This is a genomic window from Pseudoflavitalea rhizosphaerae (assembly GCF_003991355.1).
Lineage (GTDB): Bacteria > Bacteroidota > Bacteroidia > Chitinophagales > Chitinophagaceae > Pseudobacter > Pseudobacter rhizosphaerae.
In genome coordinates this window covers 106,444-127,314 of the sequence record NZ_RCSU01000016.1, presented here as the reverse complement: position 1 = coordinate 127,314, position 20,871 = coordinate 106,444, and the positions used below count along the sequence as shown (strand labels likewise).

Below are 20,871 nucleotides of genomic sequence, written 5' to 3'. Positions count from 1 at the left end.
CCTTAATTTCGCAACAAATTATTAGCTATGGGCATTGCAGATAAATTATTCCAGATGAAGAAAGAAAAATCTGAGGCAAACCTGAAAGCCGGACAGGAATTCCTGGCCGCCAACAAATCAAAACCCGGTGTGGTAGAACTGGCCAGCGGATTACAATATGAAGTGATCACTGAAGGCGATGGCGCCAAACCCACTGCCGCCAATACCGTTACCTGCCATTATCATGGCACACTGATCGACGGAACTGTTTTCGATAGTTCTGTGAAACGCGGTCAGCCCGCATCTTTCCCCCTCAGCGCAGTGATCAAGGGCTGGACGGAAGGCGTGGCCCTGATGCCGCTTGGCAGCAAATGGCGCTTCTTCATTCCGCCGCATCTTGGATATGGGGACAGGCAAGTGAGCGCACAGATCGGGCCAAACAGCACCCTGATCTTCGAAGTGGAATTACTGGGGATCAAATAAGGATCAGTGTCTGATCTTGTTCTTGAACACTTTCTGGAATTTTTCCAGTTTCGGACGGATCACATAATAGCAATAAGGCTGTGAGCCATTGTTATTGTAATAATCCTGGTGATAATCTTCCGCTTTATAGAAAGCGGTGTAGGGCGAGATCTCGGTTACGATCGGTTTTTCGAATGCACCGCTTTCATCCAGCTCTTTCTTGTATTTCTCCGCTTTTGATTTCTGTTCATTATTGTGATAGAAGATCGCGCTTCGGTACTGCGGGCCAACATCGTTGCCCTGGCGGTTCAACGTTGTGGGATCATGCGTTTGCCAGAAAACTTCCAGGAGCTCATCGAAAGTGATCTCCGCCGGATCGTAAACGATCTGGATCACTTCTGCATGACCGGTAGTACCGGTAGACACATCTTTATAAGTGGGGTTGATCTCGTTGCCTCCACTGTAGCCTGAAGTAACTTTCAACACACCCTTGAGCTGTTGGAAAATAGCCTCGGTGCACCAGAAACAACCCGTGCCGAGGGTGGCGGTGTCAGTATCCCGCATCGCAGTGGAAGTGCTGGTCAGGGAATTGCCTGCGAGATCATTACTCATATTCTTTTGTGGATTTTCTCTTAAAGCACAGGACCAGAGCGTAATAGACACGAGAGCCTGCGTAAACATCAGTTTCATACCACTTTGGTTTAATAGAACATTCATGCCAAAATCAAAATTAAGTGCAAGTTACCCCTGGTTTCAGGCTATGTAATGCCAATTACCATTAGGTTAACAAAATTGCATGCATTGCTTTTAAAGGGTGGATGTACAATGTTGCGCTGAACCTCAATAATACGTAGTAAAAACAATTTGAGCAAATGAATGGTTCACGGGCACTGACTAAAAAGGCGGAGAGCTGGCAGTCGCTCGCCTCTGGCGAGTGACTTATATTTGTTCGCCTCCGGCGAACACTGCGTCGCCGGAGGCGACTAAACAAAACTCACTCGCCGGGAGGCGAGCGACTGGGCACAGCGAAATGAAATGTAATAACCTTTTTAGTCAGCCCTCCGGGTCCGCATTTCCCCCAAACTTGTGTTACCTTTGCAGACCGTAAAAGAATTATATTAGCATTATGAAGTTTTTCCCCGGGTCCGCCCTGGTGCAGCTTGAGTTCGATAAAGTGAAGGCTTTGCTGGTAGAACATTGCAAGAGTGTGTATGCCAAAGAGAAAGCAGAGGAACTCCGCATTCATACCCGAAAAGAATTTATCGAGCTGGAACTCCGGCAGAGTCATGAATACAAACTCATTGTTCAACACGGACAATATTTTCCCAACGATCATGTACTGAACCTGAACCGCGATCTCAAATTGCTGGGTATTCCCGGTGCTGTGCTCACGGGTGATCAATTTATACAGGTACGCAAGCTGGCAGACAGCATGCAATCCATTTTCCGCTGGTTTGATAACGACCGCCGGCTGGCTTATCCGGCCCTCAGTAAAGTGATTGCCGAGACTTATTTCGAGAAGACAATCCTCACCATGATCGATGAAGTGCTGGACGAATCCGGCGTGGTGAAGGACGATGCCTCCGAAGAACTCGCAAATATCCGTCTCAGCCTCTACAGGCGCCGCAATGAACTGCGCCGTATGTTCGATCGTATCGTTAAAAACCTTGGCAAACAGGGATATGTAGCCGATATCGAAGAGGCTTTCCTCAACGGAAGAAGGGTAGTGGCGGTTTTTGCAGAGCAAAAAAGACAGGTGAAAGGTATCCTTCACGGAGAAAGCGATACCCGCAAAACAGCTTTTATCGAGCCGGAAGAAACGATCGAGCTCAACAATGATATTTTCGCACTCGAGAACGAGGAAAGTCGTGAAGTATATCGGATCCTACGCGATCTCACCGCACGTGTAAGCGTATATGCTGCACTGTTACGCACTTATCACGATATCCTCGGTGAATACGATTTCATCCGCGCCAAAGCCAGGCTGGCTGTGGACGTGAATGGGAATTTCCCGCTGCTTTCAGACAAGAGCGTGATCAAACTGGTAGACGCTTATCACCCTTTGCTCTACCTATACAATCTCCGCGCACAGAAGCCTACCATTCCCACCAATATTCACCTCAATGAAAAAGACAGGATCCTGGTGATCTCAGGCCCCAATGCCGGTGGTAAAACAGTTACCATGAAAACTGCAGGGCTGCTGCAGATCATGATACAGGCAGGTCTGCTGGTGCCCGTACATCCCACTTCAGAGTTCGGCATTTTCAAACAGATGATGATCCATATCGGGGATACACAGAGCCTGGAATTTGAATTGAGTACATATAGCTCGCATCTCAAACATATGAAGCATATGATCGAGAATGCGAACGGAAGGACCCTGTTCTTCATCGATGAACTTGGAAGCGGCTCCGATCCCAATCTCGGCGGCTCCTTTGCAGAAGTGATCATGGAAGAATTGGTGAAGAAACATGCACTAGGTATTGTAACCACGCACTATCTCAACCTGAAGGTAATGGGCAATAAAACGCCCGGCATCGTCAATGGCGCTATGGCCTTCGATGAAGTGAACCTCCTGCCTTTGTATAAACTCATTATCGGTAAACCCGGTAGTTCCTATACTTTCTCCATTGCAGAACGGATCGGGCTATCACCCGAACTGATCGCCAGGGCGCGCAAACTGGTGGACGAAGATCATTTCAGGCTCGATAAACTGCTCAACAGAACGGAGCAGGACCTTCGCGAAGTGGAAAAGAAAGAGAAAGAACTTAACAAGGCGCTGAGAGAAAATGAACGCATGCGCAGGGAGATGGAAGCCCTGATGAACAAAGAACGCCACCATCAGCAGGTGGAATTACTGAAGCATCAGAACAAGATCACGGAAGACAGGCTCGCTTATCTCAAAGATATGGAGCGCAAGCTCAAACAGATCGTGCTGGACTGGCGCAAAACAGAAGTGACTGAAGACAGGAAAGAACTGATCAAACAATTGCAGATCCTGCTCTTCAAACAGAACCAGCAACATGCCAATGAAAAAGTGAAAAAGAAGATCGGTTCCAAATACGATCAGGTAGGAGGCGAAATTGTTGTTGGCAATAAAGTGCTGATGAAGAAGAACCACCAGGTAGGTGAAGTGAAAGAGATCCGCGGAAAGAAAGCCGTGGTACAATTGGGATTGATGCCGATCACGGTAGACCTGAGTGATCTGGTTGTTGTTGCAGAAAAAGAAGGTAGTGAAGAATTGAAAACAAAAAAGTGATAAAGAATTAAAAATTAATTCGGTATAACGTTGCCCTCCGGATCCCGGAGGGCATTTTTTTGACAGGGTGAATCGAAATTCTTTTTTTTCTTTCCCCGCTTCTCTTGATCATTACAGCAAATTACTGATGTAACCATTTATTATTTCCAATCAATCAAGAGTCATGAAAGCATTTCATTTGGCCTTTTGCATTCCTTTCCTGGTGAATGCAGCATCCGCAAATACTCTTCCATCTGCGCAAGCGGAAGGGTTCACTGTTTCGATCAACCTGAAAGGCCTTCCGGATGGAACTAAATTATACCTGCTGGCTAAAAAAGATGCAGACCTGGGAAAGCCCGGATCAAAATACAGGGATACTGTTGCCGTAACAACCGCCAGCGGTGAAAAAGCAAGCTTCAGTGAAGCGATCGTTAATAAAGGAAAATTATTCGTTGTATCCATCGAAGGACAAAAAAGCACAGCCTCTCTGTTGATCAGCAACAAGGAAAAGATCAGTGTCCGTGGCACCATGAAAGAATGGCCCAAAGTAAAAGTGAGCGGCTCTAAAGGCACTGCGCAGATGACAGATTTCCAAAGCTATCTTTCCAACAAAATCATGAATCAGAAAGGTGCTGCCATCAGCACCGGAATTGCCAAATATGCCAAGGCAAATCCTGATAATCTTTACCTTCCGCTGATCATGTTGCAAAGCGCCAGCATGACAAGTGAGGAGAAGAAAGCTGCATTCGAAAAACTTTCTCCGGTTGCACGTGACAGTTATTATGGCCAGCTCCTGTCCAGCGCCATTTACAATAACAAACTTTCCGAACCTTTGCGTGAAGGGGCTTTGATCCCTGAATTCAGGTTGAGGATGCTGGACGGCGATACTGTTTCCATCAGGGAAATTGCAAAAAAGAACAAACTGACACTGATCGATTACTGGGGAACATGGTGCGGACCTTGTGTGGGTGAGTTCCCTTTTCTCAAGCAGGTATATGCGCAATTCAAAGATAAAGGATTCAGTATCCTGGGCATCACTCAGAATGAGCAGGAGCAGGGCTGGCGCAAAGCCATCGATAATCACGGGATCAACTGGCAGCACGGCGCAGATGAAGTGGATGATGCCAGGGGAAAGGTTTTCAGGTTGAACAGCATCCCCGCTTATACATTGATTGACCAGGAAGGGAAAGTGATTGCCTTCATCGCCAACGGATCGAAAGCTTCGGAGCCATTCGGTCCACCAATCTGGCAGAAAGGATTGATCACAACACTGGAAGAACTGTTGAAGTAATATTATGGCGATTTTTTATATACGCTGATGCCATCCTTGATGGTTTCCATCACTTTGATATCTCTTATTGATTGCGGGTTGATCTGCAGCGGGTCCTGATCCAGGATCACCAGGTCGGCCCGCTTTCCTTTTACCAGACTCCCCTTAGAGGCCTCTTCGCCATATTGATAGGCTGCGTTGATGGTGATGGCTTTCAGCGCTTCGTATGGGGATATCCGTTGGTCTGCCCCCAGGATTTTTCCACTTCGCGATGTTCTGTTGACGGCAGCATATACAGCCGTGATGAGATCAGGAGGTGTAACAGGAGAATCGTGATGTATGGTGAACAGGATTCCATTATCAAGTCCACCTTTTAACGGACTGATATGTGCAGCGCGGGGAAGGCCAAGAACGCTGGTCAGATGCCAGTCTCCCCATAAATACGCGTGAGTAGGGAACCAGCTGGGAATGATATTCAGCTTTTTAAAGGTCCTGACCTGGTCCGGCCTGCAGACCTGCGCATGTACAAGAACGTTACGAAGCTCTTTGGGCTGCAATTGCTGTTGCTGTAATGAATCCATCAGCAGGAACGCTTCATCGATGGCTGCATCGCCGTTGCAATGGATATGAACGGGCATATGATGAGCAAAGATATTTTTGAGTGCATTATAAGCCGCTTCACGCTGATAAATGGGATGTCCGCGGAATCCGGGTTTTTCACCATCCGGTGGCACCAGGTAAGGTTCGGTCAGCCAGGCTGATTTCCCTTGAGGAGAACCATCGAAGGTCATTTTGATGGCGCCGATCCTGAACTGTCCTTTTAGCCCGGATAATTCTTTCAGGGTATTTAAACTGTCTTTGCAGGCGTCATAATCAGGCAGCGCAATGATGTCTGCAGAAAGCGATCCGTTCTCTGTTGCTTTCTGCAACAGTCTTACAGTAGCCATGGTGCATCTTCCTTCGCAAATAGTGGTTTGCCCATTCGCGAGCCATTCTTTTTCCGCTGCCTGCAGGGCTTTGAAGGGAGATGTGCTGGTATTGGCTGGCATGAGGCCTGTTAAGGTAAACAGCATATTGATATTGGCATTCTCGATCATCTTTCCCGTAAGTGAATGCGTTGAAAGGTCTTTGCCGATGGTGCCGCCCGCCGGGTTGGGCGTATTGTAGCTGATTCCGGCTTTTTGCAGGAGCTGGGAATTGGCAATGCCCATATGTCCGGATACATGAATGATATAGATAGGATGTTCAGTGGATACTGCATCCAGTTCCGTTCTTGTTGGGTGCCTGTGTTCCGTCATTACAGATTCATCATAACCCGAACCAACAACCGGCGTGCCCGGAGGTACATTTTTTTCTTTGATATAGTTGCGAAGCGCCTCTTGCAACAGTGGGATCGACATAACAGTACCGTAGGGTTCCGGCATGAGATTGGCGAATGAGGAGAAGTTCGCATATCCATCAAAGTGACCATGTGCGTCTATGAATCCGGGCAGCAGTGTTTTTCCTGCGAGGTCTATTATCCTGGTGGAGTCGCCCTGCAATGCCATGGCTTCTTTTTCATCGCCTGCAAAACTGATGATGCCATTGGATACCGCCAGTGCAGAAACATATCGCGGACTATCATTTTTCATGGTGATGATTTTTCCATTGGTATAAATGGTATCTGCCGGTGTTTCCGGACGATCGCCTTTGTTTTTGCAGGCGCATAAACAAGCGATCGACAACAACAAAGTCAGAGAAGTACGCATGAGTTGATGATTTATTGATGAATCTGATTCAATCCAGTGTTTGAATGCCTCCGCCATTGACGAAGAGTATTTCGCAGCAAGCTTTTCCAATACCATTCCCAACACCAGTAACGATGGCTGTTTTACCTGAGAGATTGAACAGGTTTTGAATTGACATAATCGGATAGTTTTAAAGTGATCTATCCGGTAAAGGAGAAAGGAGTTTTATGATGGGGACCTGAAGAGAAGGCTAAATTCCGGGTTTTTCTATCTTATGATCGTACAGGAATTTCGCCTGTTGCGAGATGAAGGTAGCTAATCCTTCTCCCTGTACTGCAAGTTCTTTGATCTTGTCTACAACAGGCTGTCCGGCCCGTGCGTAAGAGTAGGCGTAAGATGTGTTGTCGTTGTACCAAACCGTCACTTTTTCTTCTTCGATCAGGAACCCCGTGATCGGAGAATTGCCACTTTTGTTCAGATACTGTTCCATTAAGAACTGTTTATGTTAGGAATAAGGTTTAAGGAGATAAAAAAGCCCTCTTGTAGCAAGAGGGCTCCCTGCCCGGGTGCGGCAGTGGATAATATCTTTACCGGCTGCTGTGCAGGTAATCTTTCAGTTGTGTGATGGTTTCCTCATGCGAGAGGATGGTTTCTTTCACCACATCATTGATGGAAATAATACCGATCACCTGTTCCAGTTCGAATACAGGCAGGTACCGGATATTTTTGTCTGACATCAGCTGCATGCAATAATCGATGGAATCAGTAGCGGTCACCCTGGGAAAATCGGATGACATAATATCTTTCACAGTGGTATCGGTGGAGGATTTTCCTTTTAGAATGATCTTCCGGGAATAGTCACGCTCCGTCATGATGCCAAGATATTGTCCATTATCCATGACCAGCACAGAACCGATATTCTGATCTGCCATGATCTGCAATGCTTCCAATACAGAGGTGCCGGGGTTAACGGTTGTGATATTACTGCCCTTCCTGAGTAAGATGTCGGCTACTTTTTTGTTCATACAGCATTGATGTTTTGGTGAAGAATGGTTACTCGTAATTTACAAAAAAGGCGACTAATGGACAAATGAAAAGGCCGCAAATTGCGGCCCCTGGAACCATTTGTGGTTCAGTTAGTTGCAAGTCAAAAAAAACGAAGCGGCGGCATTGCTGCCGCCACCCAGCTTTTCATCATTATCTTTCTCACAGGGCCTGCAACAGTTCCTTTGCCTTTCCATAATTGCCCGAATCGGCGGGGATCTGCTGCAACCATTTTTTACAATTCATTTCGTCCTTTTCTTTCAGGAAACTGAGGCCCATGTAGAACATGGCTTCGTATTTGAATGCAGAACTTCCTGCTGCGAGTTTCGTGAGCGTTTCGCGTGCGATCTCTGTTTTACCGGATTGCAATAAGCTTACACCATAATAGAATTGTGCAAAACTGTTGGTGGGGTCCGTCTGAACAATTTCAAACAAATAGACTGCTGCGGAAGAGAATTCTTTGGCATTGAAAGCCGCAGTTGCTTTTGCCAGGAGGCTGTCTGTATGCGTTCCTCTTTCAACAGAGCTGACCATTTCGGTATCTGCATATTTCGTGTACAGGTCCCTGTTCCAGGGCTGCCAGAGGAATACTGCTACCAGCACAGCTGCCGCTGCCACTACCGCTACTTTCCGCCACATCATTTTCACTACTTTGCTCCGCACAGGAGAGATGGTTTTCACCGGCGTTTCTCCTGAGAAGAATTCATTTCGCATATTTTGTAGCGTTAGCTTCAGCTTTTCTTCACCTTCCTGTGACGCGAAATGTTTTTGCAGTTTGCTTTCAGCTTCCAGGTATAACTGGTATTGCTGCTGCAGTTCAGCATCGCCTGCCAGCGCTGCTTCAAAGTCCGGCAGGTCTGCTGCCTCCATCAGCCCTTCGGCATAACGGGCTATATCTTCAATTGTGTACTTACTCTTCATGTCAATGCCATTTGGATAATTGTGATTGGATGTTTTTGGTGAGGGTGCTCATGCATTCTGTCTTTTTCTTACGTAGGTAGCCATAACTTATTTTCAGTTCTGCTGCTATCGTCTCCTGGTCGCCACCACCAAGGCACCTGCGCAGGATCTCCCGGCAGCTGTCACCCAGGGTTTTGAAACAGTCCAGGAATACCTGCATCCGGCTGTCCTGCATTTTCATTTGCTCCGCCAATGCAAAAACATCTTCACCCATAGATACATCGTCCAGCTCTTTTGTTACCGGGTTACGGCCGGATTTTTTCAGCTGATTGAGCCATTTCCGTTTACAGATCAATAAGAGATAGGGCTCGAAGGGGCAGGTGAGTGTAAGCTCCTGTGTACTGGCCTGTTTGTAGATATCGATCATGGCTTCCTGCATGATATCGGCAGCATCGTCTTCCGAGCCGCTGTTGGCAATAATATAGCGGCGGATATTGCCGGAGAATTTCTGATAGATCTCCTTTACAATAAGTGTATCATTATGGAGTAACGCTTCCACATAGCGCTGGTCTGGATGGGTCATTTGCTATGAAAACGAATGAATTAATGGTATGCGGGAATAAAAATAAAAAAATCTGCGGGAAAGGGGGTAACAAAAAGATCAGCCTGGTGATATACCTGTGAATCAAACATCAATTGTATGAAAACTTCCTTGAAACCAGCAGCAATCGTAGTTGCAGCGCTTATTGCCCTTTCAGCCTGCAAGAAGAACAATGATAAACCTGCTTTCGTTAGAGCAGAAGAGATCCTCGCAAAAAATGCCATCCCTGAACAAACCTTCACTGGTGATGCCACAGCGGGCTTTACCATTATAGGTGAAAAGGGAACTAAAATAGTATTTCCTCCCAAAGCCTTACAGGGCGGCGATGGACAACCGGTTACAGGAACAGTAACCATTACATTGAAAGAAGTATTGAGCAAGAAGGACGTCATGTTTTCGGGTGTTATGACGGAATCCAACGGCCAAATACTGGAGTCTGGAGGCGAGTTGCTGGTGAAAGCGCAAAAAGACGGAAAAGATCTGGGGATCATGCCTGACAGTCTTATCAAAGTGGAAGTACCAAAAGTGATGAATGATCAGGATATGGGACTGTTTGTTCTTGGTGAAAGAAAGCGCGATCAAAACGGCGGCGACCAGCAACCGATCCAGAACCCCAACACCTGGTTACCCGCACCCTATGCACCTTTCGGCAACGGTCCCAACAGTTACTCTTTCAACCTGCCCGGTTTTACCTGGGTGAACTGCGACCGTTTCTACAGCGATCCGAACCCAAAAACAACCATCACCGTTTCTCCAGTGTTTGCGGATAACAACCAGGTGAACGACCTCCAGGTGATGCTCGTGTTCAGGGATATTCAAACGGTGATCACCTTGCCCTTCAGCACTTACCTCAACAAATTTGAAAGCTATCATAACAGTCTGCCGGTGGGCCTGGAAGCAGACCTGGTGATCATCGGAAAAGACAGCGACGGTTACCTCCAGTTCGGAACACAACTGATCACCATCAGCGCCAACCAGCACATCAATGCAAGCATTCATCGTGCAACACAATCTGAAGTGGACGCCTTCCTGGCCACTGTCGACTAGGCAAAACTTACTCTGAAATCACCTACACCAATCGCAAATTTCCCGGGCCCGCTTCTGCAGGCCCGGGATACTTTGTAACAGCAATACCAATTCTTTCATTACATTTACAATCATTCACTATATGATCTTATTCAAACCCTTAAAAGTATTGATCGTATTGCTCTGTATAGTGAAAGGACTGACTGCGCAGGTGAGCGATACAATCCCCCCGGAAATTGAACCGGTTATAGACAGCAACCAGGTAAAACTGAATGCTGTACTTCGTCCGCTCCGCCAGATCGCGGGCGCACCCGAAGCCTTTTACACTTATTTCTGGGAATTTGGAGATGGTACCTATTCATTTGAAAAGAATCCAGTACATCATTATAAAGACACTGGTGATTATGCCATCCGGCTCTTTGCCACCAACAATTATGACGATGGTAAGAAACCGCCCACAAGACTTCGTCGTGTAAAAGTGGAAAAGAAGAAATCGATGCTGGCGATGAACAACCTGCCATCCTTCTTCTCCGGCAATGGTTCCCTCGAGATCCGCGCCAATCAACAACCGAAACCCGGGGAGGATATGGTGCTTCTCCTCGGTTACCGCAACAAACCCGGCGCGCCGGTAAGTTCCGTCAGCGGCTCAGTGATGTTGCTCTATAACGAAAAACAATTTTCACAAAACGGATTCGATATTGCCGATACACGTTCTTATCACAATGAATCCACCATTGGCTTCGATTCCCTTATCGCTATGGCGTCTGCAGACCCTTCCACTTTTATGGCCGGAGAAGCAGACGGGACAGGACTTTTCAGCGTCAGCGGAGAAGCACATGACCCGTTGGCAGGAAAAAAAGAACTGATCGCCTGGCTGAAACAGGAGTCCGCAGAATTCCGCCAAAACAAGATCTGGCGCATCCAGGATGTAAAACCGGGAGAAGAGAAATTCATGTTCGTGACCATCAACACACTCCCGGAGATGATCAAAGACACCAATGCAGTGGTCACCATCGCAGGGCTCTTCATTCCCGACGATCCTTCAATGGAACCTGAACGTTTCAACCTGGAATTGCAGATTGTAGCCTCGCATGATCCCAATAAACTGCAATTGAAGAAAAGAAGACTGAATTACCGCTTCACCACCCGCAACCGCGATAACACTTATAATGTCCGTTTCCAGAACACAGGTAAAGGTCCTGCAAAGCGAATAGCCGTTACCGTTACATTGCCCGGCATGCTCAATGCCGCCACGCTCCAGGTGGTGGATATGAAGCCCGCCTGTGTCTGGTGCGCCACTGCCTATCCCAACCAGAGTTGTATCGACACAGTGGTAACGAAGGATAGCATCCGGTTCATCTTCAAAAATATTTACCTGCCCGGCACCCAACAGGAAGGTGTAAACGACCCTGATTCCACCATGGGCTATGTGAAATATGTACTCAATTTCAATAAAGGCATGAAGAAGCTACCCTTTGTAAGCCGTGCTTCCATCGTGTTTGATAAGAACGAGCCCATCATTACCAATCGCTCTGTCGGCAGGTTCCGTAAAGGGTTGTCGCCGGGGATCATGGTCGGATACAATATGGCATTGGGAGATAATATTTCAGATATCCCCAAAGAGAACTACACAATAGGTTTCACACTCTCCGAATATTCACCCTGGAAGCCTTACCTGCAATGGGAACTGTACCTGCAACCTTCGCGAAAGCAACAGACTTTCATTTCAAGAAGCGCCGGCAGGGACACGATGTACAACGGAGTAGGGTATAAGGTGGATTACAAGGACCTTTACAAAAAAGTACAGGTGTTTGGCATCGAAGCTGTGCCCGTACAAGTCAGATATAACTGGAAATCCTGGATCGGCACCGGCGCCGGATTACTGGTGGCGGGAGAACTGAGTCGCAAAACCTCCGATTATGAAGAAGCATCATTGTTTCCGCCGAACGGACAAAGCAGCTTCCTGATTTCCGGAGAAAAAAACAGTAAAACAGAATCTTTTTCGCAATGGCGGGGAGCCCTGTTTGCAGACCTGCAATTAGGGATGGTTCGCGTAGGTCCGGCGCTGGGCATACGTTTCCTGCATTATATAAACCCCAGTCAGCAACGGCTTTACTTTTTTGCCACCTGGCGGCTCTGATGGGCTTTTCTCCCTATCTTTAGACAAACACCGCTGATGCTCCGCTGCCAGAGCGTATTGCCTTTCATATTATTGCTCTTTTGCCTTTCCGTTCAGGGAAGGACTGCTGCAACGGCAGACAGTACATCACTACCTGGGAATGTGCAAAGAGAATTAGATCTCAGCAGGCAAAAAGATGATCTCACTTCCTGGTTGTATGCGCGTATCGATTACGCAGAAGCCGCTCCCGCAGCGCGGATCAGCTTCCTGATGAACACGCAGAAAGAAGCCTGGCGCAGCTATCGAAATTTACCGGAAAGGCAGGCCTGGTTCAATTTGCTCATCCTGCAAGGCTACAATCTTCTTCAAACCGGTAATATGCTGGCCAGCATCAAGGCTTATGAAAAGGCGATGCAGTTCTATGACGCCTATCCCATTGCAGACACAGATGAATATGTTGAGTACGTGCTCAAACCACTGGGTAATAATTATACAAGACTGGCAGATTATGATGCCGCTACTTTCATCCACCTGAAAACTTTACAAATTGTGAAGAAGGAAGGGAACGAAGCTGAAATGGCCGGTGTATATGCCAATCTCGCCACCTGCGCAAGATGGAAAAATGAACTTACGGAAGCCTCTGCGTATTGCAGGCTTGGACTGGATAACGCCGATGATCAAACGGCGCTTTATGGTTTGCTCCTGAATACCTATGCAGATATCATGTTGCAGGAAAGTAAAACAGACAGCGCACTGCATTTCAGTGAACGGGCAATTCACCACCTGAAAAACTGGAACAAATTATACAAGCATAACTCTCAGGCGCCCGGCTGGTATGCCGCTGCCCTGCAACTCAATGCAAGATTGCTGCTAGCCACGCATCATCCAGGCGAAGCCCTGCTTCGATGCAAGGAAGCGACGGATTTACAGAACCGTTATTTTCCTGATACAAAACAACGAGAAAAAGCGAAACTGGCTGTGCTGTCTGGTGATATCTTCTTTCAGGATAATCAGCTGCAACCCGCGCTGGACAGCTATCAACAGGCGCTTCAGTTGTTATTGCCTGCCTGGGATCCTGCCAGCCCCGATCAGCTTCCTCCGGACTCATTACTCTACTCCGAAAATACATTCACTGACGCTCTCGCCGGTAAAGCCGCTGTGATGGCTGCCATGAAATACAAAGACATTGCACTGGAACATTATTTCGCCGTGTTCCGTGCAGCCCGGAAATTACGCGAAGCCTTTTCCTACACCAGTTCCCGCATCAGGGACATGCAAATTCTGCGCGAACGCTCCGAAGCGGCAATGGCTATTGCCTGGGAACTACATTTGGGAACGAACGCATCCTCCCTGTACAAAGACCGGTTGTTACTGATCACAGAATTGAGTAAAGCACAGGTATTACAGGATGAAAGAATGATGCGATGGCAAATGCGTAGTAATATCAAATCAAATGATTCCCTTATGCTGCAACAGAAAAGATTGCAGGAAGCGGTGATCTACTATCAGCATGAACTGATGGATGCGGGGAAAGATGATAAGGCCAATATCAAATCACTGTTACAAACTGCCGAATACGAACTGGCCCTGCTGGGAAAACGTACTGGCAGAAAAAATTCGCAGTCCGCTGAAATACTCACCGTTCCTGCAATGCATCAGTTATGCAAGTCCCTACCTGATGGATTGACGATGATTAGTTTTTTCAATGGCAGGCAAAACAGTTACCTGATCCGTTTCGATAAGGAAGGTGTAAAAGATATACTTCGTGTTGCAGGATCAGACAGTCTCCGGGCGCCTGTTCTGCATTTTGTTTCGAAATGGTTTGGCAATGGCCCCAACGAAATGATCAACCAGCCTGATCAGTATTGCAAAGAAAGCTTTCTGTTATACCAGACCATTTTCGGAAAATGGAAGATGAATGATATCGATCGTTGCATACTACTGCCAGATGGTATTTTCAGCTACCTGCCATTTGATGCGATGCTAACAGGGGCCTGCACAGGGAAATCTGCCGGCAACTGGCCATTTTTCTTCAAGCAAACCATTTTGTCGCAGGCCTGGAGCCTGCAAACCTGGTACGATCAGCAGCAAACAAAATATCCTGCCGGTAATTTCGCAGGCTGGTTTGTGGGAAAAAGCAATAACCAGGCATTGCCGGCGCTGTCTGTTGAAAAAGAATTACAATGGTTAAAGGACCAGATCCCGGGAAAATATTACTCCAATGAAAGTGCTACCTGGACTGCTTTTCAGCAGGAGGTGGACAGCGCTTCCATATTGCATATCGGGGCACATGCCGTGGCTGCGCCCGGTGATCCATTTCCTTATTTACAACTATACGATCAGCCTTTTTATCTCTTCGATCTGCGGTATAAACATTTTGCACCCTCACTGGTATGGTTAGGTGCTTGTAGAACAGGTGATGGCAACCTGGTGGAAGGAGAGGGGATGAACAGCCTGAGCCGTGCTTTTGCTGCTGCCGGCGCAGGTGGTGTGGTGGCCGGTATGTGGAATATGAACGATAATGCTTCTGCCGAGATCATGCAGTTGTTTTACACACAACTGGCCAACGGCGAAAATGCCGCCACTGCATTGCACAATGCAAAAGAAGAGTACCTGCACAATCATCGCAGCAAGCAGGTATTGCAACTGCCTTACTACTGGGCAGGATTTACGTACAGCGGGCATTTGCAGCCTGTTGCGCTGCCATCTGAAATGCCGGCCTTCGCCTGGTTGATGGCTGGGATATGCCTGCTTACACTGCTCATTTTCTTCTGGATATTTTTCAAAAAGATTTACAAATAAATGGGACTGACTAAAAAGCTACCCTCTTAGAATTTCGGTNCCCGGCGAGTGAGCTTTATTCAGTCGCCTCTGGCGACGCGGTGTTCGCCGGAGGCGAACAAATACAAGTCACTCGCCGGGAGGCGAGCGACAACTCTCTGACCTTTTTAGTCAGCCCCGGACAATGAACAATACACCTGTCATGCGAAACCTTCGTTCACCACATCCATCACCTTGTACAGTTTTTCACCTGCGGGCATTTTCCAGGTTACGAGCTGTCCTTTTCGATAACCCAGTAATGCTGTGCCAATAGGTGCGAGAATAGAAACCTTTCCATCATTGATGGCGGCTTTCTCGGGCAATACCAGCATCAGCTCTATTACTTTGCCGGTTCGGTTGTCCTGTATGGTAACGGTGGAGTTTAAACGAATTACATCTGTTGGGAACTCATCTTTATTCAATACTGTTCCTTTGTTAAGTTCCTCTTTCAGTTTGTCTGCGTTTTTTTGATCGAAGAGATTCAGGTGCCCGCTACCCTTGATATAGGAGCTCAGCAACTGCACGTCTTCTTTCAGTAAGATCAATTCTTTCATTGCTGTAATATTTTTAGTTCAATAATGAATGTTTGCTGTTGGCGATGGCTGTTTTATGCAGTTTGTAGATATCGGCAAAACTGCGTGTGGTGAGCGCGTCGGTTCTCCGGAAGAACTTGTCTGCCGTTACTTCGCTGATGGTTTTGAAACCGCAGGCTTCCATCAGTTCTACTACCGCCTTGATGGTGTTGCCATGGAAGTTGGCTACTCGTTGTTTCTTATCCGTTATATCGATGCCTTTGTACAGTTTCGGATCTTGTGTGGCAACGCCAGCCGGGCATTTGCCGCTGTCGCATTGAAGGGCCTGCACACAGCCCAATGCGAACATCATGCCCCTGGCGCTATACACGGCATCTGCACCCAGCGATAATGATTTGAGGATATCGAAGCCGGTGATCAGTCTTCCTGATGCCAGCAACCGGATCCCATCTTTCAGATCGAATTCCTCAAGTGTACGGCTGGCAAAAGCCAGTGCATCATGCAGGGGCATACCGAGGTGGTCCGTGAATTCCAGTGGCGCTGCGCCTGTGCCGCCTTCGGCCCCGTCAATAGTGATGAAGTCAGGCAGGATGCCGGTGGTGATCATAGCGCGGCAGATCTCCCTGAATTCTTTCGTATTGCCGATACAGAGTTTGAAGCCTACAGGTTTACCCTCTGATAGCTTTCGCAGCCTTGCAATGAACCACAGCAATTCCTGTGGATTGTTGAATGCGCTGTGGGCAGGAGGGGACGCTACCGTAGTATTCGGTTGTACATTCCTGATAGCAGCGATCTCTTCCGTGTTCTTGGAGGCGGGCAGGAGACCTCCATGACCTGGCTTAGCGCCCTGGCTCAGTTTCAATTCGATCATCTTAACCTGTGGCTTCAGTGCATTCTCACGGAAAAGTTCATCCGAAAAATTGCCTGCCAGGTCGCGGCAGCCGAAATAACCGGTTCCGATCTGCCAGATGAGGTCGCCGCCCATCAGGTGATAATTACTGATTCCGCCTTCGCCGGTGTTATGGGCAAATCCGCCGATACGGGCACCTTCGTTGAGGGATTCCACAGCCGTCTTACTCAGCGCGCCATAGCTCATGGCGCCGATATTGAGGATACTGGCATGATAAGGTTGTGAGCATTGGTGATTACCGATCCAAACACGGAGATCCTTGTCCTGTACCGTAGTGGGGTAGAGTGAATGCGCCAGCCATTCGAATCCGGGCTGACCGGGATCTGCCTGCATTCCAAAGGCCACGGTTTGCTTTTCATTTTTGGCGCGCTGGTATACGATTGAACGCTGACGCCGGTTGAAAGGCCTTCCGTCCAGGTCCGATTCAAAAAAATATTGTCTCAGTTCTGGTCTCACTTTTTCGGAGAGATAACGGAAATACCCGATCACCGGGTAATTGCGAAGCACGGCGTGCTTCTTTTGAATTCGATTATAAATGGCAAGCAACAATAAAGGAAGGGCTACCAGCAATACGAGCCAGGATTCACCGCTGAGGTAAACCTCCTGCAGCAGGACCACATTTGCAATTGCCAATAGCGCAATAATACCGCCGCTCGCCGAAATCCCAGATTGATTTCGCGACATAGCAATACCATTTTAACTGAAGTAAATTTGTGTACAGGAAAGCTCCCCGGGTCTGCTGGTCTGCAACAGATCAGGCCGGGGGATAAGTATTAAAGTCTTTAAACGAGGAGAAATAATACAGTTTCTGTGCAAATCGTGGACTCTTCACACTTGCATGAATGCAATAGTGATGCGCCTGCGTACTTCTGGATACGCGCACTGCTACAGAATGCCTGCATGATATGGTGAATGAATTGTTCAAGTAGTACAAATATAACTTTTAAAGCCATTCTTCCAAATGAACAGCACTTTACTAAGGAGATTTTAACCTTCTGTATGGAAAGGTCACTGCAATTCTTCGAATACGCCAGTGCGTTTGTTCTTGCGCACATTATCCCAGTTGAAATATCTTCCGTTCATGCAGATATAAACACCGTGAGGCAATGTTTGTGCAAAGGCCATGGCGCCGCCGAGATTGAAGAACCCATCGGATGAACCGAATTTATAAGGGATCATGGCGCCGGTGATCACAATGGTTTTGTCTTTCACTTTTTCGGCCAGCACTTTGGCAGTAACGGTCATGGTATCTGTGCCATGCGTGATCACGATCTTCTCTTCAGGAGAATTGCGCACCTGGTGGGCAATAAGTTCACGGTCTTCATCCGTCATCAACAAACTGTCTATCATCATCAGCGTGCGTACCGTTGTGTCCAGCGTGCTGCGTGCACGTTGCAACATTTCAGGAAGATGGGTTTCCTTGAAAAACAATTCTCCGTTCAATTCATTGTATTCCTTGTCGAAGGTTCCGCCGGTAATGAAGATTCTGATAGACATGAGCAAGGTGTTTGTGGTGGGCAAAATTAAAGTACTGGAATAAAAAAGTCCAGTCGAATTTGATAGCTCCCTGCTGATATCCATGGAGTTAGGCTCTCTGTATAACCAAAAGGCCCCTTCGTTTGAAAAACTGTAATAAACCGGGGTTGTTACCGAAGAAAATTCAGGAAAGGGGGCTGATAAATCGAAAGCAGTCAGCGCCGGGTTCTCAAATACGAAATGGGGAGAGAGTCAGTATTTACACTTTTTTATCTCAAAAAAAGTACAAAAATGAACATACACAGGTTTGATCGGTACTGAAATAAAGTACTAAAGGTCATAATGCAGCTGCTTTTTCATACTAATGGCTTTCTTTACATTTCTCAACAGACTATGGAAAGAGATCCAAGGTACAAAGCAGTTAAACTGATGGTGGAAAGCGGACAGATAACTTTATTCAATGAAATGTTCCGTATCATCCCAAAAAGTGTAGTGGCAGCGGATTTAGGAAAGCAGAACATCCGCTTCACCATGCTCATGAACCGTATTGAAAGGTTTACACTGAAGGACCTGTTCCTGCTGGGCAGGTTCTTTGAGCTTGATGAGCGCAAGATCTTTGAACTTGCGTACAAGCAGTACCTGCAGCAAAAAAAACAAAAGAGCATATAGATCACCGTTAGTAGAAAGAACTATTCGCACCAATCTTAACCATTAACCAAATCCTCCGGCGGCCGGAAGCGCTGGCAATCGCGAACGATTAGTAGCCTTACAAAAAAGATACAGGGGTCGGTTTCCGGCCCCTGTTTTGATTTTTACAGGGTGCGGCCAGTCGCTCGCCTCCGGCGAGTGACTTCTAATTGTTCGCCTCCGGCGAACACTGCGTCGCCGGAGGCGACTAAATAAAAGTCACTCGCCGGAGGCGAGCGACTGGCCGCACCCTGATTCAGTTCCGGGAATTCATTAATATTGCAGCCGGTAGACATGCATAATTCATTGTGTGCAACTTACCCTCTCAATTGAATGCTGAAAAGTCTGACTGCCATATCGGATCCCGGGTCCCTGCAAATGCGGCGCTATGCCCGCTGTTTCACCGCTCTCATCACCGGATGCCTGACACTCCTTCATATTACTGTATATTCCCAGGGCCGGCGGGTGGACAGCCTCCGCGAAATTCTAAAGACCTCCGGTCTCCCGGACTCTCAAAAGATCCTTCACCTCAATCAACTCGCATTCTGGCTCAATCGCGATTCCACCAATGAAGCCCTGGTTTATTCCAATGAAGCCTACCTGCTTTCGCTCAAAACAAATAACCAGCCTGCACAGATCGCATCCCTGCTCAATCTCTCCGAAGGTTACCTGTACAACGACAGCTATGAACAGGCCCTCGAATACGGCTTCGCAGCCCTCGATCTCAGCAGGACTCTCAAAAGTGATCCCGATATCGCCAACGCCTATACCAATCTCGGCTGGATCTTCTACGATACCGAGAACGGGAACTTCGCCCTTCAATACCACCGCGATGCCCTGGCCCTTCATCGGAAACTGGGCAATAGAAGCAGGGAAGCCACTTCGCTCAATGCCATCGGCCTCGTATTTCAATTGAAGAACGAATACGATTCCGCCCGCAAATATTTCGATCAGAGCCTTCAAATGGCCCGTGCGGAAAATATTCCCGGCACCATCAGCGCCGCATATAATAATATAGGTATCTGTGAAAATGCCAGGGGACGATATAAAGAAGCCGTCAACTTCTTCCGGAAGGCGCTGGAGATCGATTCTCTCCGGAACCACACACCGCTCAGCCAGGCAGAAACCCTCAACCAAATGGCTTACTCCCTGCTGATGCTGAAAAACTATCAGGAGGCCGAAGCCATGTTGAAGAGGTCCCGAAACATGATCGAGAGCGCCACTTCCAATACCAAAAAAGAAAAGATCCTCGATAACCTCAGCATTTCCTCGCAACTTTACCGGGCCCTGGGCAATTACAGGCAGGCTTTCACTGACCTGCAGGAATACACAAATGTGCGCAACCAGATCCTGACGAGAAGTAAGAGCGACGCCATCGCTGCCCTAAAAACAAAAAAAGAAACACAGGAAAAAGAAACTGAGATCCGGGAACTGGCCGCCGAAAAACAATTGCGTTCCTTTCAGCGGAACGTATTGGCCCTTTGTATCGTGCTCATCATCATCATCGGTATACTTTTCTATTCGAAACTGAAGCAAAAACAGAAAAAGGAAAAAGAGCTGGAGGAGATCAAACAGGCGCTGATCCGTAAGGACCTCGACAATACTCTCCTGGAAAAAGCCTCCCTCCAGGATAAGCTTAAATACAAGGATGCAGAACTGAAGAATTATGCCCTGTTCATTTCCCAAAGGAATGAAATGGTCCGAAGCTTCATCGAAGATCTTTCTGACCTGAAACTGGAAGGAGAAGGGAAGAAAGAAAGCTTCATCAGGTTCAATAAAATGATCCAGAAATTCCAGCACGACCTCGATATCAACAAAGACGCGCAGGATTTCAACCTGTCAGTAGATGAGATCCATAAAGACTTTTTCTTTAACCTCCTGCAGAAATATCCAGAGCTCACTGAAAATGAGAGAAGACTTTGTGCACAGATCCGGCTGAACCTTTCCATCAAAGACATCGCTTCACTCAATAATATCTCCGTAAAATCAGCCGAAATGGCCCGTTACCGCCTGCGCAAACAGTTCAACCTGGAACATGGTGATAACCTCAATGAATTCCTGAAGCAATTTTAACTAGCT

The 20,871-nt window shown here is 47.4% G+C and carries 18 protein-coding genes; 8 read left to right on the top strand and 10 right to left on the bottom strand.

The genetic code is table 11. The features are described 5' to 3' along the window. The first annotated feature begins 27 nt into the window (after nucleotides 1–27). A complete protein-coding gene (locus tag D9Y29_RS22970) occupies nucleotides 28–462 on the top strand; it encodes an FKBP-type peptidyl-prolyl cis-trans isomerase (protein WP_127132582.1) in 435 nt (144 codons plus the stop codon). A 3-nt stretch (nucleotides 463–465) separates the two neighbouring features. Here the strand turns inward: D9Y29_RS22970 and msrA are convergent, their stop codons facing one another. Then, a complete protein-coding gene (msrA, locus tag D9Y29_RS22965; protein WP_127132581.1) occupies nucleotides 466–1,131 on the bottom strand; it encodes a peptide-methionine (S)-S-oxide reductase MsrA in 666 nt (221 codons plus the stop codon). A gap of 436 nt (nucleotides 1,132–1,567) precedes the next feature. On the opposite strand from msrA, the gene D9Y29_RS22960 reads away from it, so the two are divergent. Further along, nucleotides 1,568–3,700: an endonuclease MutS2 gene (locus tag D9Y29_RS22960; RefSeq protein ID WP_127132580.1), complete on the top strand. Its 2,133-nt coding sequence runs from the start codon at nucleotides 1,568–1,570 to the stop codon at nucleotides 3,698–3,700. Between the two features lie 163 nt (nucleotides 3,701–3,863). After that, the gene (locus D9Y29_RS22955; protein WP_127132579.1) at nucleotides 3,864–4,970 is read left to right on the top strand and encodes a TlpA family protein disulfide reductase; all 1,107 of its coding nucleotides are present in this window, start codon (nucleotides 3,864–3,866) and stop codon (nucleotides 4,968–4,970) included. Between the two features lie 2 nt (nucleotides 4,971–4,972). Here the strand turns inward: D9Y29_RS22955 and D9Y29_RS22950 are convergent, their stop codons facing one another. From D9Y29_RS22950 to D9Y29_RS22925, 6 genes are all read right to left on the bottom strand, one after another. Continuing rightward, nucleotides 4,973–6,697, bottom strand: coding sequence for an amidohydrolase (locus D9Y29_RS22950; RefSeq protein WP_127132578.1), 1,725 nt, complete (start codon nucleotides 6,695–6,697; stop codon nucleotides 4,973–4,975). 28 nt (nucleotides 6,698–6,725) lie between these two features. Next, nucleotides 6,726–6,854: a hypothetical protein gene (locus D9Y29_RS26960; protein ID WP_277601139.1), complete on the bottom strand. Its 129-nt coding sequence runs from the start codon at nucleotides 6,852–6,854 to the stop codon at nucleotides 6,726–6,728. Between the two features lie 72 nt (nucleotides 6,855–6,926). Beyond that, a complete protein-coding gene (locus D9Y29_RS22940; protein WP_127132577.1) occupies nucleotides 6,927–7,166 on the bottom strand; it encodes a hypothetical protein in 240 nt (79 codons plus the stop codon). Between the two features lie 97 nt (nucleotides 7,167–7,263). Continuing rightward, the gene (locus D9Y29_RS22935; protein WP_127132576.1) at nucleotides 7,264–7,701 is read right to left on the bottom strand and encodes a CBS domain-containing protein; all 438 of its coding nucleotides are present in this window, start codon (nucleotides 7,699–7,701) and stop codon (nucleotides 7,264–7,266) included. Nucleotides 7,702–7,882: 181 nt separating this feature from the next. After that, on the bottom strand, nucleotides 7,883–8,641 hold the full coding sequence (locus tag D9Y29_RS22930; protein ID WP_127132575.1) for a tetratricopeptide repeat protein: 759 nt from the start codon (nucleotides 8,639–8,641) through the stop codon (nucleotides 7,883–7,885). A 1-nt stretch (nucleotide 8,642) separates the two neighbouring features. Beyond that, nucleotides 8,643–9,203, bottom strand: a complete 561-nt coding sequence (locus D9Y29_RS22925) for an RNA polymerase sigma factor (protein ID WP_127132574.1) — start codon at nucleotides 9,201–9,203, stop codon at nucleotides 8,643–8,645. Nucleotides 9,204–9,320: 117 nt separating this feature from the next. On the opposite strand from D9Y29_RS22925, the gene D9Y29_RS22920 reads away from it, so the two are divergent. The 3 genes from D9Y29_RS22920 to D9Y29_RS22910 all read left to right on the top strand — a co-directional run bounded on the left by D9Y29_RS22920 (nucleotide 9,321) and on the right by D9Y29_RS22910 (nucleotide 15,168). Continuing rightward, the gene (locus D9Y29_RS22920) at nucleotides 9,321–10,268 is read left to right on the top strand and encodes a hypothetical protein (protein ID WP_127132573.1); all 948 of its coding nucleotides are present in this window, start codon (nucleotides 9,321–9,323) and stop codon (nucleotides 10,266–10,268) included. Between the two features lie 121 nt (nucleotides 10,269–10,389). Then, the gene (locus D9Y29_RS22915; RefSeq protein WP_127132572.1) at nucleotides 10,390–12,387 is read left to right on the top strand and encodes a PKD domain-containing protein; all 1,998 of its coding nucleotides are present in this window, start codon (nucleotides 10,390–10,392) and stop codon (nucleotides 12,385–12,387) included. 36 nt (nucleotides 12,388–12,423) lie between these two features. Further along, complete coding sequence (locus D9Y29_RS22910; protein WP_127132571.1) at nucleotides 12,424–15,168, top strand: CHAT domain-containing protein; 2,745 nt, start codon at nucleotides 12,424–12,426, stop codon at nucleotides 15,166–15,168. A gap of 179 nt (nucleotides 15,169–15,347) precedes the next feature. Here D9Y29_RS22910 and D9Y29_RS22905 read toward each other — a convergent pair whose 3' ends face one another. The 3 genes from D9Y29_RS22905 to D9Y29_RS22895 form a co-directional block, all read right to left on the bottom strand. Further along, nucleotides 15,348–15,740, bottom strand: a complete 393-nt coding sequence (locus D9Y29_RS22905; RefSeq protein ID WP_127132570.1) for a GreA/GreB family elongation factor — start codon at nucleotides 15,738–15,740, stop codon at nucleotides 15,348–15,350. A gap of 13 nt (nucleotides 15,741–15,753) precedes the next feature. Next, complete coding sequence (locus D9Y29_RS22900; protein WP_241238020.1) at nucleotides 15,754–17,262, bottom strand: FMN-binding glutamate synthase family protein; 1,509 nt, start codon at nucleotides 17,260–17,262, stop codon at nucleotides 15,754–15,756. Nucleotides 17,263–17,637: 375 nt separating this feature from the next. After that, nucleotides 17,638–18,126, bottom strand: a complete 489-nt coding sequence (locus D9Y29_RS22895; protein WP_127132568.1) for an asparaginase domain-containing protein — start codon at nucleotides 18,124–18,126, stop codon at nucleotides 17,638–17,640. A gap of 372 nt (nucleotides 18,127–18,498) precedes the next feature. Between D9Y29_RS22895 and D9Y29_RS22890 the strand changes: the two genes are divergently transcribed. Further along, nucleotides 18,499–18,774 carry a hypothetical protein gene (locus D9Y29_RS22890; protein ID WP_127132567.1) on the top strand — a complete coding sequence of 92 codons (276 nt, stop codon included), beginning with the start codon at nucleotides 18,499–18,501 and terminating at the stop codon, nucleotides 18,772–18,774. Nucleotides 18,775–19,125: 351 nt separating this feature from the next. Continuing rightward, nucleotides 19,126–20,865 carry a tetratricopeptide repeat protein gene (locus D9Y29_RS22885; RefSeq protein WP_127132566.1) on the top strand — a complete coding sequence of 580 codons (1,740 nt, stop codon included), beginning with the start codon at nucleotides 19,126–19,128 and terminating at the stop codon, nucleotides 20,863–20,865. The last annotated feature ends 6 nt before the right edge of the window (nucleotides 20,866–20,871 follow it).